General features: G+C 75.9%; 16 protein-coding genes. 3 read left to right on the plus strand and 13 right to left on the minus strand.

All coding sequences use genetic code 11. The annotated features are described in order from the left end of the window. Positions 1 to 12: 12 nt before the first annotated feature. The 12 genes from QRT04_RS03315 to QRT04_RS03370 all read right to left on the minus strand — a co-directional run bounded on the left by QRT04_RS03315 (position 13) and on the right by QRT04_RS03370 (position 11,178). Complete coding sequence (locus tag QRT04_RS03315; protein ID WP_289455692.1) at positions 13 to 639, minus strand: response regulator; 627 nt, start codon at positions 637 to 639, stop codon at positions 13 to 15. 118 nt (positions 640 to 757) lie between these two features. Next, entirely contained in the window at positions 758 to 1,666 is a 909-nt protein-coding gene (gene mutM / locus QRT04_RS03320) for a bifunctional DNA-formamidopyrimidine glycosylase/DNA-(apurinic or apyrimidinic site) lyase (RefSeq protein WP_289453474.1), read from the minus strand. A gap of 6 nt (positions 1,667 to 1,672) precedes the next feature. Further along, entirely contained in the window at positions 1,673 to 2,425 is a 753-nt protein-coding gene (gene rnc / locus QRT04_RS03325) for a ribonuclease III (RefSeq protein ID WP_289453475.1), read from the minus strand. A 43-nt stretch (positions 2,426 to 2,468) separates the two neighbouring features. Beyond that, entirely contained in the window at positions 2,469 to 2,663 is a 195-nt protein-coding gene (gene rpmF / locus QRT04_RS03330; protein ID WP_289453476.1) for a 50S ribosomal protein L32, read from the minus strand. Between the two features lie 2 nt (positions 2,664 to 2,665). Then, positions 2,666 to 3,244, minus strand: a complete 579-nt coding sequence (locus QRT04_RS03335; protein ID WP_289453477.1) for a YceD family protein — start codon at positions 3,242 to 3,244, stop codon at positions 2,666 to 2,668. Between the two features lie 151 nt (positions 3,245 to 3,395). Beyond that, on the minus strand, positions 3,396 to 3,881 hold the full coding sequence (locus QRT04_RS03340) for a hypothetical protein (RefSeq protein ID WP_289453479.1): 486 nt from the start codon (positions 3,879 to 3,881) through the stop codon (positions 3,396 to 3,398). Then, positions 3,878 to 4,372 carry a pantetheine-phosphate adenylyltransferase gene (coaD, locus tag QRT04_RS03345; protein ID WP_289453481.1) on the minus strand — a complete coding sequence of 165 codons (495 nt, stop codon included), beginning with the start codon at positions 4,370 to 4,372 and terminating at the stop codon, positions 3,878 to 3,880. Before coaD ends, QRT04_RS03340 begins: the two co-directional genes overlap by 4 nt. A gap of 112 nt (positions 4,373 to 4,484) precedes the next feature. After that, positions 4,485 to 5,033 (minus strand): 16S rRNA (guanine(966)-N(2))-methyltransferase RsmD, encoded by a 549-nt coding sequence (rsmD, locus tag QRT04_RS03350; protein ID WP_289453482.1) that lies wholly within the window; start codon positions 5,031 to 5,033, stop codon positions 4,485 to 4,487. Then, entirely contained in the window at positions 5,030 to 6,634 is a 1,605-nt protein-coding gene (locus QRT04_RS03355; protein ID WP_289453485.1) for a DUF6297 family protein, read from the minus strand. Before QRT04_RS03355 ends, rsmD begins: the two co-directional genes overlap by 4 nt. Next, positions 6,631 to 7,320 carry an ABC transporter ATP-binding protein gene (locus tag QRT04_RS03360; protein ID WP_289453486.1) on the minus strand — a complete coding sequence of 230 codons (690 nt, stop codon included), beginning with the start codon at positions 7,318 to 7,320 and terminating at the stop codon, positions 6,631 to 6,633. Before QRT04_RS03360 ends, QRT04_RS03355 begins: the two co-directional genes overlap by 4 nt. Before the next feature lie 55 nt (positions 7,321 to 7,375). Continuing rightward, positions 7,376 to 9,670: an ATP-dependent DNA helicase RecG gene (locus tag QRT04_RS03365; RefSeq protein ID WP_289453487.1), complete on the minus strand. Its 2,295-nt coding sequence runs from the start codon at positions 9,668 to 9,670 to the stop codon at positions 7,376 to 7,378. Next, complete coding sequence (locus tag QRT04_RS03370; RefSeq protein ID WP_289453488.1) at positions 9,670 to 11,178, minus strand: DAK2 domain-containing protein; 1,509 nt, start codon at positions 11,176 to 11,178, stop codon at positions 9,670 to 9,672. The genes QRT04_RS03365 and QRT04_RS03370 overlap by 1 nt, the downstream gene beginning before the upstream one ends. Positions 11,179 to 11,468: 290 nt before the next feature. Here QRT04_RS03370 and rpmB point away from each other — a divergent pair, with 290 nt between their 5' ends. Further along, positions 11,469 to 11,660, plus strand: a complete 192-nt coding sequence (gene rpmB, locus QRT04_RS03375; RefSeq protein ID WP_289453489.1) for a 50S ribosomal protein L28 — start codon at positions 11,469 to 11,471, stop codon at positions 11,658 to 11,660. 84 nt (positions 11,661 to 11,744) lie between these two features. Then, positions 11,745 to 12,269, plus strand: a complete 525-nt coding sequence (locus QRT04_RS03380; protein ID WP_289453491.1) for a GNAT family N-acetyltransferase — start codon at positions 11,745 to 11,747, stop codon at positions 12,267 to 12,269. A 45-nt stretch (positions 12,270 to 12,314) separates the two neighbouring features. On the opposite strand, the gene QRT04_RS03385 is transcribed toward QRT04_RS03380, so the two are convergent. Beyond that, a complete protein-coding gene (locus tag QRT04_RS03385; protein WP_289453493.1) occupies positions 12,315 to 13,307 on the minus strand; it encodes a thiamine-phosphate kinase in 993 nt (330 codons plus the stop codon). A 106-nt stretch (positions 13,308 to 13,413) separates the two neighbouring features. Here QRT04_RS03385 and QRT04_RS03390 point away from each other — a divergent pair, with 106 nt between their 5' ends. Next, complete coding sequence (locus QRT04_RS03390) at positions 13,414 to 13,914, plus strand: DUF3515 family protein (protein WP_289453495.1); 501 nt, start codon at positions 13,414 to 13,416, stop codon at positions 13,912 to 13,914. Positions 13,915 to 13,923: the final 9 nt, after the last annotated feature.

The raw sequence follows: 13,923 nt of genomic DNA on the forward strand, positions 1-13,923 counted from the left end.
CGGGTCAGAGGCTCAGTGGCCGGGCTCGGCGCGCCAGCCGGAGTGCTTCCGCGAGGCCACCCACGCGGCGACCTGGGTGCGCCGCTGGAGGCCCATCTTGGCGAGCAGCGACGTGATGTGGTTCTTGACGGTCTTCTCGGCGACGCCGAGCCGCTCCGCGATCTCGCGGTTCGACAACCCCTCGCCGATCAGGTCGAGCACGCGGAGCTCGCTCGGCGTCAGGTTCTCCGTCGGGTCGTCCGTCGCCGCACGTCGGCGCGTGACCGTGCGGTCGTCGAGCAGCACGCGACCGGCCGCCACGGCGCGGATCACGTCGGTGATCTCGGCGCCGCGCACGGTCTTCAGCAGGTAGGCGACGGCACCTGCGTCGAGGGCCGCGGCGAGCGCGTCGTCGTCGTTGAACGACGTCAGCACGATCGGGCGCGCCTCCGGGTGGATGTCGCGCACCTGCCTGAGCACGTCGATGCCCGTGCCGTCGGGCAGCTGGAGGTCGACGAGCATCACCTGCGGGCGGACGAGGCCCGCGCGCCGCACGCCGTCGGCGACGGAGCCCGCCTCGGCGACGACGGTCATGCCCTCGGTCCGCTCGACGACCTCCGCGATGCCGCGCCGCACGACCTCGTGGTCGTCGACGATCATCACGGTGATCGGACCTTGACGTCCCTGCGTCGCGGGAGTGGCTGACACGTCTCGCACTCTATCGACCTGCGGCGACGCGGTCCCACCCTCAGCGCGGGGTGTCGCCGCGCTCGTGCCCTCAGCGGTGCGGCCGGCGCGGCCTCGGCTGGCATACCGGGCACCAGAACGACGAGCGGTTCATGAACGAGTCGCGCCGGATCGGCGTCCCGCACCGACGGCAGGGCTCGCCCTCACGCCCGTACACGGCGAGCGAGCGGTCGAAGTACCCGGACGCGCCGTTGACGTTGACGTACAGCGCGTCGAAGCTCGTGCCGCCCTGCCCGAGCGCCGCCGTCATCACCTCGGCCGCCCCGTCGAGCGCGCGGTTCACCTCGGCGCGTGTCAGGCGCTCCGTCGGCCGGGCGTAGTGCAGGCGCGCACGCCACAGACCCTCGTCTGCGTAGATGTTGCCGATGCCCGAGACGAGGGTCTGGTCGAGCAGCGCGCGCTTGATCCCCGTGCGCCGGGCGCGGAACGCGTCGACGAGCCGCGCCCGGTCGACGTGCGGGTCGAGCAGGTCGCGCGCGATGTGCGCGACCGGCGCGGGCACCGCCGGGCGGTCGGCGTCGACGCCCGTGCCGGTACCGCCGGGGCCGCCGTCCGCGGTGGGGACGAGCTCAGGGACGGCGAGATGGCCGAACGTGCGCTGGTCGACGAAGTCGAGCGCGCCGCCGTCGTCGAACCGGAGCCGCACCCGCAGGTGCGGGTGGTCGGGCAGGTCGCCGTCGCGCACCAGCAGCTGACCGCTCATGCCGAGGTGGGCCAGCAGCGCGTCGTCGCCCTCGTCGAGCAGCAGCCAGAGGAACTTGCCGCGACGCACCGCGGCGTCGAGGCGGCGGCCCGTCAGCCGGCCCGTGAAGTCGAGCGGACCGCCGGTGTGCCGCCGGACCGAGTAGTCGCGGCGGACGTCCACGTGCGCGACCGTGCGACCGAGCACGTGGCGCGCGAGGCCGTCCCGGACGGTCTCGACCTCGGGCAGCTCGGGCACGGGCCGTCAGGCGTGCGCGCCCGCGGCGGGGCGGTCGACGCCCGCCTGGGGAGCGGCCGCGTGACCGGTGCCGTCGCGCAGCGCGAGCAGCACGCGGTACGCCTGCTCGGCGGCCTCCTGCTCGGCGAGCTTCTTCGCGGGACCGGTGCCCTCGCCGCGCACCTCGTCGGCGATCACCGCACGTGCCGTGAAGACCCGCGCGTGGTCCGGGCCCTCGCCGGCCACCGCGTAGGACGGCGCACCGAGGCCGAGCGACGCCGAGAGCTCCTGCAGGGACGTCTTCCAGTCGAGCCCGGCGCCGAGGTCCGCCGCCGCCTGCAGCGTGGGGCCGACGAGCCGGTCGACGATCGTGCGGGCGACCTCGAGGCCGTGCGACAGGTACACCGCGCCGAAGATCGCCTCGAGGGTGTCCGACAGGATCGAGTCCTTGTCGGCGCCGCCGGTCGCGAGCTCGCCCTTGCCGAGCAGCACGTACGCGCCGAGGTCGAGCTCGCGCGCGACCTGCGCCAGCGCACGCTGCGACACCGTCGCGGCCCGCATCTTCGCGAGCGACCCCTCCGGCAGGTCGGGGTGGTCGCGGTACAGCGCCTCGGTGACGACGAGCCCGAGGACCGTGTCGCCGAGGAACTCGAGCCGCTCGTTCGTCGGGATCCCGCCGGCCTCGTGCGCGAACGACCGGTGGGTCAGCGCAAGCACGAGAAGCTCGGGGTCCAGATGGACCCCGAGCTTCTCGGTCAGCTCTGCGGCCGCGACGCTCATGCCGGGTGTCCGGTCGTCGTCATGCGGCAGCGGTGTCGCTCGCTCAGGCCTCGTGCGACGAGCGCACGGCCTCGGCGTAGCGGCGGCCGTTGTAGGCGCCGCAGGCCGGGCAGGCCGTGTGGGGCTGCTTGTCCGCCTTGCAGACGGGGCACGAGGTCAGCGTCGTGGCAGTGGTCTTCCACTGCGACCGACGCGCACGGGTGTTGCTGCGCGACATCTTGCGCTTCGGAACCGCCACGGCTAGCTCTCTTTCGTCTCGTCGTTCGAGCCCACGAGTCCGCTCAGTGCGGACCATCGGGGGTCAAGCGTCTCATGCGAGTGGTCAGGGTCGTCCGCCAGGGGTGCACCGCAGATGGAGCACAGTCCCGGGCAGTCGGGCCGGCACAGCGGCTGGAACGGCAGGGCCGGCACCAGCGTGTCCCGGAGCGCGGGCTCGAGGTCGATCAGGTCGTCCACCAGCTCGCGCACGTCCTCGTCCTCGTCGCCGTCCTCGACCGCGACCGCCGCGCGCTCGGGGTAGACGTACAGCTCCGTGAGCGAGACGTCGACGTCCTCGACGACCTCACCCAGGCAGCGCACGCACTCCCCGACCGCCCGGCCGCGGACGGATCCGGTGACCAGGACCCCCTCCATGACCGCCTCGAGCCGCAGATCCAGCTCCAGGTCGGTCCCGGTGGGGATGCCGATCACGTCGGTGCCGAGATCCTGGGGGGCCTCCACCGTCCGGCGGACCGTCCGCGTCGATCCCGGACGTCGGCCGAGCTCGTGGGTGTCGAGCACGAACGGCGAACGGGGATCGAGGTGAACCGGGCGCTGCACGGCGGCCTTCCCCTCGTCGATCTCGGCCCTCGCCACGACCGGCAGGACCAGCGGACGAGTCTACGGCACGGCGTCTGGCCCGCCCAAATCGCCGCACGTCAGCGGGCAGTGGCGTGGCGCACGCCGCGGCGCGCGACGGTGCGGCCGGCGGTCAGACGTCGCCGAGCCGCCCCGCGAGCTTGGCACGACCGCCCTGCACCTGCGAGAGCAGCTTGCCGAGGTCGATCTCGAAGTCCGCGAGGCGCCGGTCGCAGTAGTCGTCCGCGTCGCGCTGCAGCCGCTCGGCGGTCGCCTGCGCCTCCGCGACGATCTCCGCCGCGCGCTCGCGCGCCTGGACCGTGACCGCCTCGGCCTCCACGAGCTCTGCGGCCTGCTGACGCGCCGCGGCCACGATCGCGTCCGCCTCGGCCTGAGCGCGTGCCCGCGCCTGATCGGCGTCCGCGAGCACCTCGTCGGCCGCGCTCAGCTGGGTCGGCAGCGCCTCCCGAGCCTGGTCGACGAGCTCGAGCAGCTCGGCACGGTTCACCAGCACGGACGACGACATCGGCATCGCCCGCGCCTGCGTCACGGCGCCCTCGATCGCGTCGAGCACGCCCTGGAGGCCCTCCGCGCGCGTGGTCGGGTCCTGGTCCGTCATCGGGCTTCCCCTCCGTCCGTCGTGAGCGCCGCCCGCACCGCGTCGCCGACACCGGGCGGCACCAGGTCGTCGATCGGGCCGCCGAACCGCGCCACGTCCTTGACCAGCGACGACGCGATGTGGGCGAGGGCCGAGTCGCCCGGTACGAACACCGTCTCGACGCCCGAGAGGTGCCGGTTCATCAGCGCCATCGGCGTCTCGGCGTCCACGTCCGCGGCGCCGCGCAGACCCTTGACGACCGCCACCGCACCGACCTGCGTGACGAAGTCCGCGAGCAGGCCGGGCACCACCTCGACCCGCACTCCCGGCAGGTCGGCCACCGCCTTCTGCGCGAGCGCGACGCGGGTGTCGAGGTCGAGCAGCGCGCGCTTCGACGAGTTCACGGCGACGCCGACGACGACCTCGTCGAACATCGAGCGTGCCCGCCGGACGACGTCGAGGTGCCCGAGCGTGATGGGGTCGAAGGACCCCGGGCACACGGCGAGACTCACGTGGCCAGGTTAGGCCAGCCCGCCGTGACGGCACGGGGAGCGCCGCGCCCGCGGGTCTGTGCGGGCTCCGGGCACGGGCCGCCGGTCGCCGGGCGAGCAGCGGCGCGCGCCGTCAGACCGCCGGCTCGGCGAACCACACGACCGTCTCGCCGTACGCGCGCCGGTCGAACCGCGCGAGCGCGTCGGGCCACGTCGGCTCGGGGCTGCGCGACGAGCGCTCCACCACGACGACGCCGTCGGCGGCCACGGCCCCGGCGAGGCCGGCGAGGACATCCGCGAGCGCAGGCTCGGCGACGTCATAGGGCGGGTCGATCAGCACGAGGTCGAACGGTCCGCCCGGGTGCTCGACGAACCGCTCGGCGCGCTCGGCGGCGACGCTCACGCCCGTCAGACCCAGGGCCCCGACGTTGCAGCGGCACACGTCGGCGGCCTCGCGCGCCGCCTCCACGAGCACCACCGAGACCGCGCCGCGGGACGCCGCCTCGAGCCCGAGGGCACCCGAGCCGGCGTACAGGTCGAGCACGCGAGCGCCGTCCACGACGCCGAGGTGCTCGAGGCGGGAGAACAGCGCCTCGCGGACGCGCTCGCTCGTCGGCCGCGTGCCGCGGCGCGGCACCTGCAGCGTCCGACCGCCGGCCCGGCCCGCGACGATCCGCGTCACCGGCGACCTTCGTCGGCCTGCGCCATCATCCGCTCCATGAAGCCCTTGGTCTGGATCGACGAGCTGAGCGCGACGGCGGCCGCCGCCAGGACGAGCTGGATGACGATGAGCGTGGGCGTCACGGTGCGGAGCAGGATCGCGATCCAGAGCGGCACGAGCCCGATCACCACGACGTCAGGCCCGCGCGAGAGCACGCTCGCGACGCCGCCCGGGAGCGCACCGAACGGCGTCGACACGAGCGGGCCGCCCCAGTTGGGTGCCGGCCGGTAGGACGCGCGGACGGCCGCCGCAGCCCACACCGGCGTCGTCGCGAGCCCGAGCACGACCCAACCGGCGACGTCGCCCGCCCAGCGGCCGATCGCGACGAACACGACGACCGACCACACCAGCATCGCCGCGGCCGGCACGAGCATGCGCAGGCGTCGCACCTGCTTGGCCTCGAGCGGCAGCAACCGGTCGAGCACGGGCGCCATCTCGGCGCGCCGCGCGCCGTCACCCGTGGCGCTCATCGCGACGTAGCCGGCAAGGAGCACCGCCAGGAGCACGCCGCCCTCGGACGCGAGCTGCGGCACGCTCGCCACGAGCACCGGCACGAGTGCCGCGACGACGAGCTGCACGAGGTGCCGCGTCGAGCGCCGCAGCACCACCAGGTCCGCGGAGACGAGCGCCGACCGCGGCCCGCGCACGGTGCGCAGCCGAGACACGTACCGCCGGTTCGAGGGCGCGGAGCCGTCCGACAGCGCGCGCCCGAGCTCGCGGGAGTCCATCGACACCACGGCACCGACCGCCTGCGTGGCGACCGACCCGCTCTCGCGCAGCGTGCGCTCCGGGATCCGGCCGAGCCGTGCGTCGACCACGAACGCGAGCGCGGCGACCACGATGGCGAGGACGCCGACGAGCCACCACGGCGGCGCGGGGATCTCGTCGAGCGACGAGCCCGCGACGGCGAGCGCCACCGCGGCGACCGGTGCCGCAGCGAGCAGCAGGTCGCCGACGAGCGCCGTGCGGCGTCGCGCCACACCGCCCGACTGGACGAGCGCCGCGACCAGGACGATGGCGGCGGCGACGAGCGCGGAGGTCGCGGCGACACGCGGCCACCGCCCGCCGACGTCGGCCAGCAGCCCCGCGTCGAGCAACGCGACCAGCACCGCACCGACGAGCGCCGCCACGATCGGGAGCCGCCGTGCGGCGGGTCGGAGGAGACCGCGCCGGTCGACCGGCAGGCTCAGCCACCACGCCGCCTCGGCACCGCCCGCACCGACCGGGCCGAGCCGGCCGGCGAGCGACAGCAGCACGCCCGCGAGCCCCACGAGCATCAGCACCGCGAGGGTCGCGAGGCTCAGCCCGCGTGGCGGCTCGACCGTGGGCGCCGGCGGGAGCGCGACGCGCATCGCCTGCGCGAAGCCGAGGGCGAGCGCGATGCTGATCGCGATCGTGATGACCGCGTAGTAGACGTCGGAGAGGAGCGACCCGAGGCTCGCGCCACCGCGCGCGTTGCCCGCCTGGGCGGTGAAGCGCCGGATCGAGCGCGGCGCCGGGACCGGGCCGAGCTCGTACGGCTGCACGGCGGGCGCCGCGGGGCGGTCGACCTCGTCGGTCACGGCTGCTCCCGGCCGATCACGGCCGCGGCCTCGGCCGGCGACAGCACCCGCGTCGCGTCCTCGTGCACGTGGACCGCGCGGTCGGTCACGGCGAGCAGCAGCTCGGGGTCGTGGGTCGCCAGCAGGACGGCGCCGCCCGCGCGCTTCTCGGCGACGAGCCGGTCCGCGAGCCGGTCGCGCATCGCGTGGTCGAGGCGCTGCTCCGGCTCGTCGAGCACGAGGAGCGAGCGCGGCCGCGCGAAGCCCGCGGCGAGCAGGAGGCGCCGGCGCTGGCCGGACGACAGCGCCGGCGGCAGCGAGCGAGCGTGGTCGGTGAGGCCGAAGTCGGTGAGCAGCGACTCGACCACCGTGTCGGCGCCCCGTACTCCGTGACCGCGCGCCGTGAGGTAGAGGTGCTCGGAGACGGTGAGCGCCGGGAAGTACGCGTCGTCGTCCAGCACGCTCGAGACCTGCGTCCGGAACGCGACCGAACGCTCGTCGACGGCCGCGCCGAGCACCTGCAGCGTGCCGCCCTCGGGCTCGAGCAGCCCGATCACGGCGCGCAGGACGGTCGACTTGCCCGAGCCGTTGGCGCCGACGAGCGCGACCGCCTTGCCGGCGTTGAGCGTGAACGTGACCGGCGCGCACACCGGTGCTCCGTCGTAGCCGACAAGCAGGTCCTGGGCGCGCACGACGGGCTTCGACACGCCCGCCAGGGTAGCCGCGGCGCGTGTGCGCGCGGACCGGACCGGCCGGTGCGCGTCAGGTCCGGTCGAGGAACTCCTCGCGGTCGCCGGCGAGCATCGACCCGATCGCGGCGGCGAGCCGCGGGTGCTGCTCGAGCTCGGGGTCGGCCGCGACGAGGGCTCGCGCGTCCGCGCGGGCGCGCTCGATCACGGCGGCGTCCTTCGCGACGCGCAGCAGCCGCAGCGAGCTCGCGACGCCGGACTGTGCGGCGCCGAGCACGTCGCCCTCGCGCCGCAGGTCGAGGTCGGCGGCCGCGACCTCGAAGCCGTCGGTCGTCGCCGCGAGCGCCTCGAGCCGCGCCTGCGCCGGGCTGCCCTCGGCCGCGCCGGAGACCAGCAGGCAGACGCCGGGCGCGGCGCCCCGGCCGACGCGACCCCGGAGCTGGTGCAGCTGGGACAGCCCGAAGTGGTCGGCGTCGAGCACGACCATCGCGGTCGCGGCGGGTACGTCGACTCCCACCTCGACCACCGTGGTCGCCACCAGCACCGGGGCCTCCCCGGAGGCGAACGCCGTCAGCGCGCGGTCCTTCTCGTCGGGCGACATGCGCGCGTGCAGCATGCCCACGCGCACGCCGCGCAGCACCGGGTCGCTCGCGAGCTCGTCCGCGACCTCGAGCACGGCTCGCAACGGCCGCCGCGGCGCCGCGTCCCCCTCGCCGACGGTCGCCGGGTCGTCGAGCACCAGGTCCGCGCCGTCCTCGTCGCGCGCGCGCCGCCGTCCGGTCCCGCCCTCGGCCGCGGGGTCGTCGCCCTCGATGCGGGGGCAGACGACGTAGGCGCGGCCGCCGCGGTCCACCTCCTCGCGGACGCGCGCCCACGTCCGCGCGAGCCACGCCGGCCGGTCCCCCGGCACGACGTGCGTCGTGACGCCGCTGCGGCCCGCGGGGATCTCGCGCAGCGTCGACGTCTCGAGGTCGCCGAACACCGTCATCGCCACGGTCCGCGGGATCGGCGTCGCGGTCATGACGAGCATGTGCGGGGCGGTGGCCGCCTTGCTGCGCAGCACGTCGCGCTGCTCGACCCCGAACCGGTGCTGCTCGTCGACCACCACCAGGCCGAGGTCCGCGAACTGCACGTTCGCCGACAGCAGCGCGTGCGTGCCGACCACGATGCCCGCGCGGCCGCTCGCGGCGTCGAGCAGGCTCTCCCTGCGCACCGCCGCGCCCTGCGACCCTGTCAGCAGCACCACGCGGGTGCCGATGTCGGCGCCGCCGAGCAGGCCGACGTCAGACAGCTCGCCGAGCAGCGCGCGCAGCGTCCACATGTGCTGCGCGGCGAGCACCTCGGTCGGCGCGAGCAGCGCCGCCTGCCCGCCCGCGTCGACGACCTGGAGCATCGCGCGCAGCGCCACGACCGTCTTGCCCGAGCCGACCTCGCCCTGCAGCAGCCGCTGCATCGGCACGGGACGGGCGAGGTCGGCGGCGATCTCGTCGCCGACCACCCGCTGGCCGTCCGTCAGTGCGAACGGCAGCCGGGCGTCGAACGCGTCGAGCACCGCACCTGAGACCCGCGGGCGCGCGGTGGCGGCCTCGCGCTCCGCACGGGCGCGCCGGCGCGCGAGCTCCGCCTGGAGCACGAACGCCTCCTCGAAGCGCAGGCGGGCGCGCGCCGCGTGCCAGTCGTCGTCGGAGTGCGGCACGTGCACCTGCTGGATCGCGTGGAGCAGGGTGCCGAGGCCGTGCACCGCGCGGACCTCGTCCGGCACGGGGTCCGGGACGTCCGTCTCGCGGAGCGGGTCGAGCACCTGCCGCACGGCCCGCCGGATCGTCCGCGAGTCGAGCTTGGCGCTCGCCGGGTAGACGGGCACCGGCCAGTCCGCGTGCGCGAGAGCCCGCGCCTCGGAGTCGAGGTCGTCGAACAGCTCGAAGTCCGGGTGGGTCAGCTGCAGGGCGCCGTTGAACATCGTGACCTGCCCCGAGAACAGCCCGACGACGCCCGGCTGCAGCGACCGCTCGAACCCGCGGAGGGCGCCCTGGTGCCGGGCGAAGAACGTGAGCCGCAGGGACCGCTGGCCGTCCGTGACGACCACCTCCATGCGCGGCGCGCCGGTGTTCCGCGCATGCTTCACGTCCGTCCGCACCACGCGCGCGACGACCGACACCGTCTCGCCGACCACGAGGCTCGACAGCTCGGTCAGCTCGCCGCGCGTCGCGTACCGACGCGGGTAGTGGCGCAGCAGCTCGCCGACCGTGTGGACGTCGAGCGCGAGGAACCGCTTGGCGAGGGCCGGGCCGAGCACCGCCGAGAGCGGCTCGCCGAGCCGGTCGCCGCCGCTGTCGACACCGTCGGCGTAGCGGAGCCCGCGTGCCATCAGTCCAGCCCCACGACGACCGCCGGGCCGCGACCGGTCGGGCCGACGAACGCGACCTCGAGCCCGCGCAGCTCGGCTGCCGCCGCGACCTCGGCCGAGACGCCCGCACCCAGCGGGTCGCGGTGCAGCACCGTCGCCGCCTCGGCGTCCGGCGCGACGTCCCGCACCACGTCGATCAGCGCGACGACAGCGGGCGCCGACGCGTCCGCGCCCTCCGCGACGCGCAGCCGGCTGAGCGCCTCGACGGCGGCGCGGGTGCGCACCGCCGAGGCCTCCGAGCCCGCGAGCGCGAGCGCGGCCACCGCGACGGCCAGCTCGTCGGCCGCGCCGAGCACCTCGACGACCGGGCCGGCGTGCTCGTCGTCGAGCAGCGTGCCGAGCTGATCGGCGGACACCACCTCGCCAGGCAGCACAGCCACGCTCGCGGCGCCGGTGTCGGTGACCGCGCGCAGCACGTGGCCGGCGCGCACGGGCACCTCGGGGCAGGCGACGAGCGCGACGGCCCCGGCGCCGGCGTACCACCGCGCCAGCGGCGCCGACGGCGTGCACGCCACGACGCCCCACCGCGACCCGCGCTCCGGCGGGTCGACCGGCCAGGTGCCCGGAAGGTGCGGCGCGTCGACGAGCCGCACGACCACCTGCTCGCGGCGACCGAGTGCCGCGGCCTCGATCGCGGCCTCGGGGTCGTCCGTGTGGACGTGCACGTGCCAGATCGCCTCCGTCCCCACCACCGCCACGGAGTCCCCCACGCGGCGCATCGCCGCGAGCAACGCGTCCGCCAGGTCCTCGCCGCCGGACGCCGAGACGAGGAGCATCACCTCGTACGCGCCGCCCTCGTCGGGGGCCGCGGCCGGCCGCGGGCCGGCCGCGGGGAGCCAGTCGAGGTCGAGATCGCCCTCGGCGCCCTCGACGGCCGCGGTCAGGGAGTCGAGCACGACGAGGAGCGCGCACGCGCCGGCGTCGACGACGTGCGCGGCCTGCAGCAGCGGGTGCGCCGCGCTGATCGCCGCGAGCGAGCCGTGCGCGTCGGCAGAGGCCTGGCGCAGCATCGCGTCGAGACCGGCCCCGGCGTCGACCGCGACGCGTGCACCCTGCCCGACCGCGTCGGCCAGCGTGAGCACCGTGCCCTCCTGCGGGTCGCCGGTCGACTCGCGCGCGGCCCGGGCGGCCGCGACCAGGGCGCGCGCGACGTCGGCCGGTCCGGCGGCCGGCACGAGCGCCCGGGCGAACCCGGCGAGGTACTGGCTGACGATCACGCCCGAGTTCCCACGGGCCGCGAGCATCGCGCCGCGCGCGAGGACCCGCGCCGCCTCGTCGGCGCCGGCGGCGTCCGGCGCGGCGGCGAGAGCGTCGGCCCCTCCCGTCACCGTGAGCAGCACGTTCGTGCCGGTGTCGCGGTCCGCGACGGGGAAGACGTTGACGGCGTCGATCCGGTCGCGCGCGAGCTCGAGCGCCCGGCGGGCGGCCACGGCCCACGCGCGCACGGCCGCGGCATCGAGCACGTCCACGCCGCCTCCGTCCTGTCCGCCGACCGTCGTCGATCCGTTCGCCGATCACGCCGCGCGCCGTCCCGCTGCCGGGCGACCGCGGGTGGGCCGCGGCGTCCGACGTACCGACGTCGCCGAGGTCACACCCTGCCGCACGCCGCCGACATTTGGGCGACCGTCGGGCCGTGGGCTAGTCTTGTCCGGTTGCCCGGCGAGCGTCGGGTACCTGGAGGCGCCCGACGACCGGGCACCCCACCCCCTCACTTCGCCGCTCACGCGGCGTGACACCGCCCGAAACACAGGAGAAGACCGTGGCTGCCACCTGCGACGTCTGCGCCAAGGGCCCGAGCTTCGGGCACAGCGTCTCGCACTCCAACCGGAAGACGAAGCGCCGCTGGAACCCGAACATCCAGCGCGTGCGCGCCGTTGTCGCGGGTACCCCCAAGCGCCTCAACGTGTGCACCTCGTGCCTCAAGGCCGGCAAGGTCCAGCGCGCGATCTGACACGACACGATTCACAGCCAAGGCCCGCGAGGTTCCGACCTCGCGGGCCTTCGCCGTTCCCGGACCATGTGGCAGGGTGACGGCATGGCCGAGCAGATCGACGAGGTGACCATCCGCGCCGCGGGCCCGGACGACGCGGCGGCCATCGCCGCGGTCCACGTCCGGTCGTGGCAGGAGGCCTACGAGGGCATCGTGCCCGAGGTCTACCTCGCCGGTCTCGACCCCGAGCAGCGCGCCCGCGAGTGGGCCGACCACCTCCGGACAGGCCCCCAGGACCAGGTGACGACGTGGGTCGCCGAGAGCGGCGACCAGGTGATCGGCTTCCTGTCCTTCGGCCCGAGCCGCGACGAGGACGCGCAGCGCGGCGACCGCGAGATCTACTCGATCTACCTCGACCCCGGCACGTGGGGCCACGGCGTCGCACGCGACCTGATGCGCACGATGCTCGGCGAGCTGGGCGCGCACACGCGGGTGTCGCTGTGGGTGCTGGCCGACAACGAGCGCGCACGGCACTTCTACCGCCGCCACGGCTTCCAGCCCGATGGCGTCGAGCGCATCGACGAGGTCGGTGGCGCCGAGCTGCTCGAGGTCCGCTACCGCCGCGGCTGACCTGGTCGGCGGGTCAGCTGGTCGGCGGGTCAGCCGGTCGGCCGGTCAGCCGCCGAAGTGGTCCCAGCCGCGCGGGCCGCCGGGCGTCCGCCCGTCGACCAGCACCGCGCCGCCCTCCCCCGCACGCACGCGCCCGATCGCACGGAACGACTCGGGCAGCGGCACCCCCTCCGGGAACGTGGCGAGCAGGCCGTGGTCCTCGCCGCCCCCCAGCACCCAGTCCAGCGCGCGCGACCCGAGCACCTCCGCCGCGGCAGCCACCCGTTCGAGCTCCGGGCCGAGAGCGGCGCCGTCGAGGTCGAGCACCACGCCGCTCGCCGCCGCGAGCCGGGCGCCGTCGCGCAGCAGCCCGTCGGACACGTCCATCATCGCCGTCGCGCCGGCGCGAGCCGCCGCGGGGCCCGACGCGAGGGGCGCCACCGGCCGCAGGTGGTGCGCGACCGCCGTCGGGTCGTCCTGCGGCCGCCCCGCCTCGAGGAGCGCGAGCCCCGCGGCAGACAGACCCAGGACGCCCGCGTGCGCCAGGACGTCGCCGACGCGCGCACCCGAGCGCAGCACCGGCGCCCGACCCCCCAGGTCGCCGTGCGCCGTCACCGAGACCACGACCAGAGGCGCGCCCGACAGGTCCCCGCCGACGACGCCGACGCCGAGCGGCGCGCACACGCCGGCGAGCCCGCGCGCGAGGCCCTCGACCCAGTCGACCGGCAGGTCACCGGGGACCGCCAGTGCGACGACGATCGCGGTGGGCTCCGCCCCCATCGCCGCGACGTCCGCCAGGTTCTGGACCGCCGCGCGCGCACCGACGTCCTCGCCGTGCGACCAGCGCCGCCGGAAGTGCCTGTCCTCGACCAGGATGTCGGTCGTCACGACGAAGCGGCCGTCGGGCGCGGTCACGACCGCCGCGTCGTCGCCGGGCGGCAGGAGCGTCGCGCGACCCCGCGGCAGCAGCGGCACGATGCGAGCGAGCAGCGCCTCCTCGGACAGGTCCCGCACGAGGGGCGCGTCGGGGACCGGGGTCGGCGGCAGCGGGTCGGGCACGGCGCAACGCTAGACGAGGGTCCGGCCCGCGGGAGTCCGGGCCGGCGTGGCAGGCGTCACGGACGGGCGGGACAGGGCGCACGCGCGCGCGGGCTACCGTGGCGGGGTGCCTCGCCACCTCACTCGCGTCGTCGTCCCGACGGCGTCGTCAGCGCTGCTGCTCGGGGCGCTCGCCGGCTGCGCGTCAGCCGTCCCGGTCGACGTGGCACCCAGCGCGACGGACCCCGTGTGCGCACGCGTGGTGCTCGACACGCCGTCGTCGCTCGGCTCCGGCCTGGAGCGGCGGCGGACCGACGCGCAGGCGACGACGGCCTGGGGCAGCCCGTCGGACCCGATCGTGCTGCGGTGCGGCGTGACGCCGCTCGGCCCGACCACGGACAAGTGCGTCACGGTCGAGACCCCGGGCGGACCGAGCATCGACTGGGTCGCGGTCGCCAGCCAAGGCGAGGACGACCCGTCGAGCGACTGGACGTTCACGACCTACGGGCGCGTCCCCGCCGTCGAGGTGCACGTGCCGGCCGCGGTCGCGACCGCCCACTCGACGGCGTTCCTCGACGCCCTCGGCCAGGCCGTCTCGCACACCAGGAAGGAGCGCGCCTGCGTCTGACCGGGGTCC

It is taken from the genome of Cellulomonas alba (assembly GCF_030362835.1).
Classification (GTDB): domain Bacteria; phylum Actinomycetota; class Actinomycetes; order Actinomycetales; family Cellulomonadaceae; genus Cellulomonas; species Cellulomonas alba.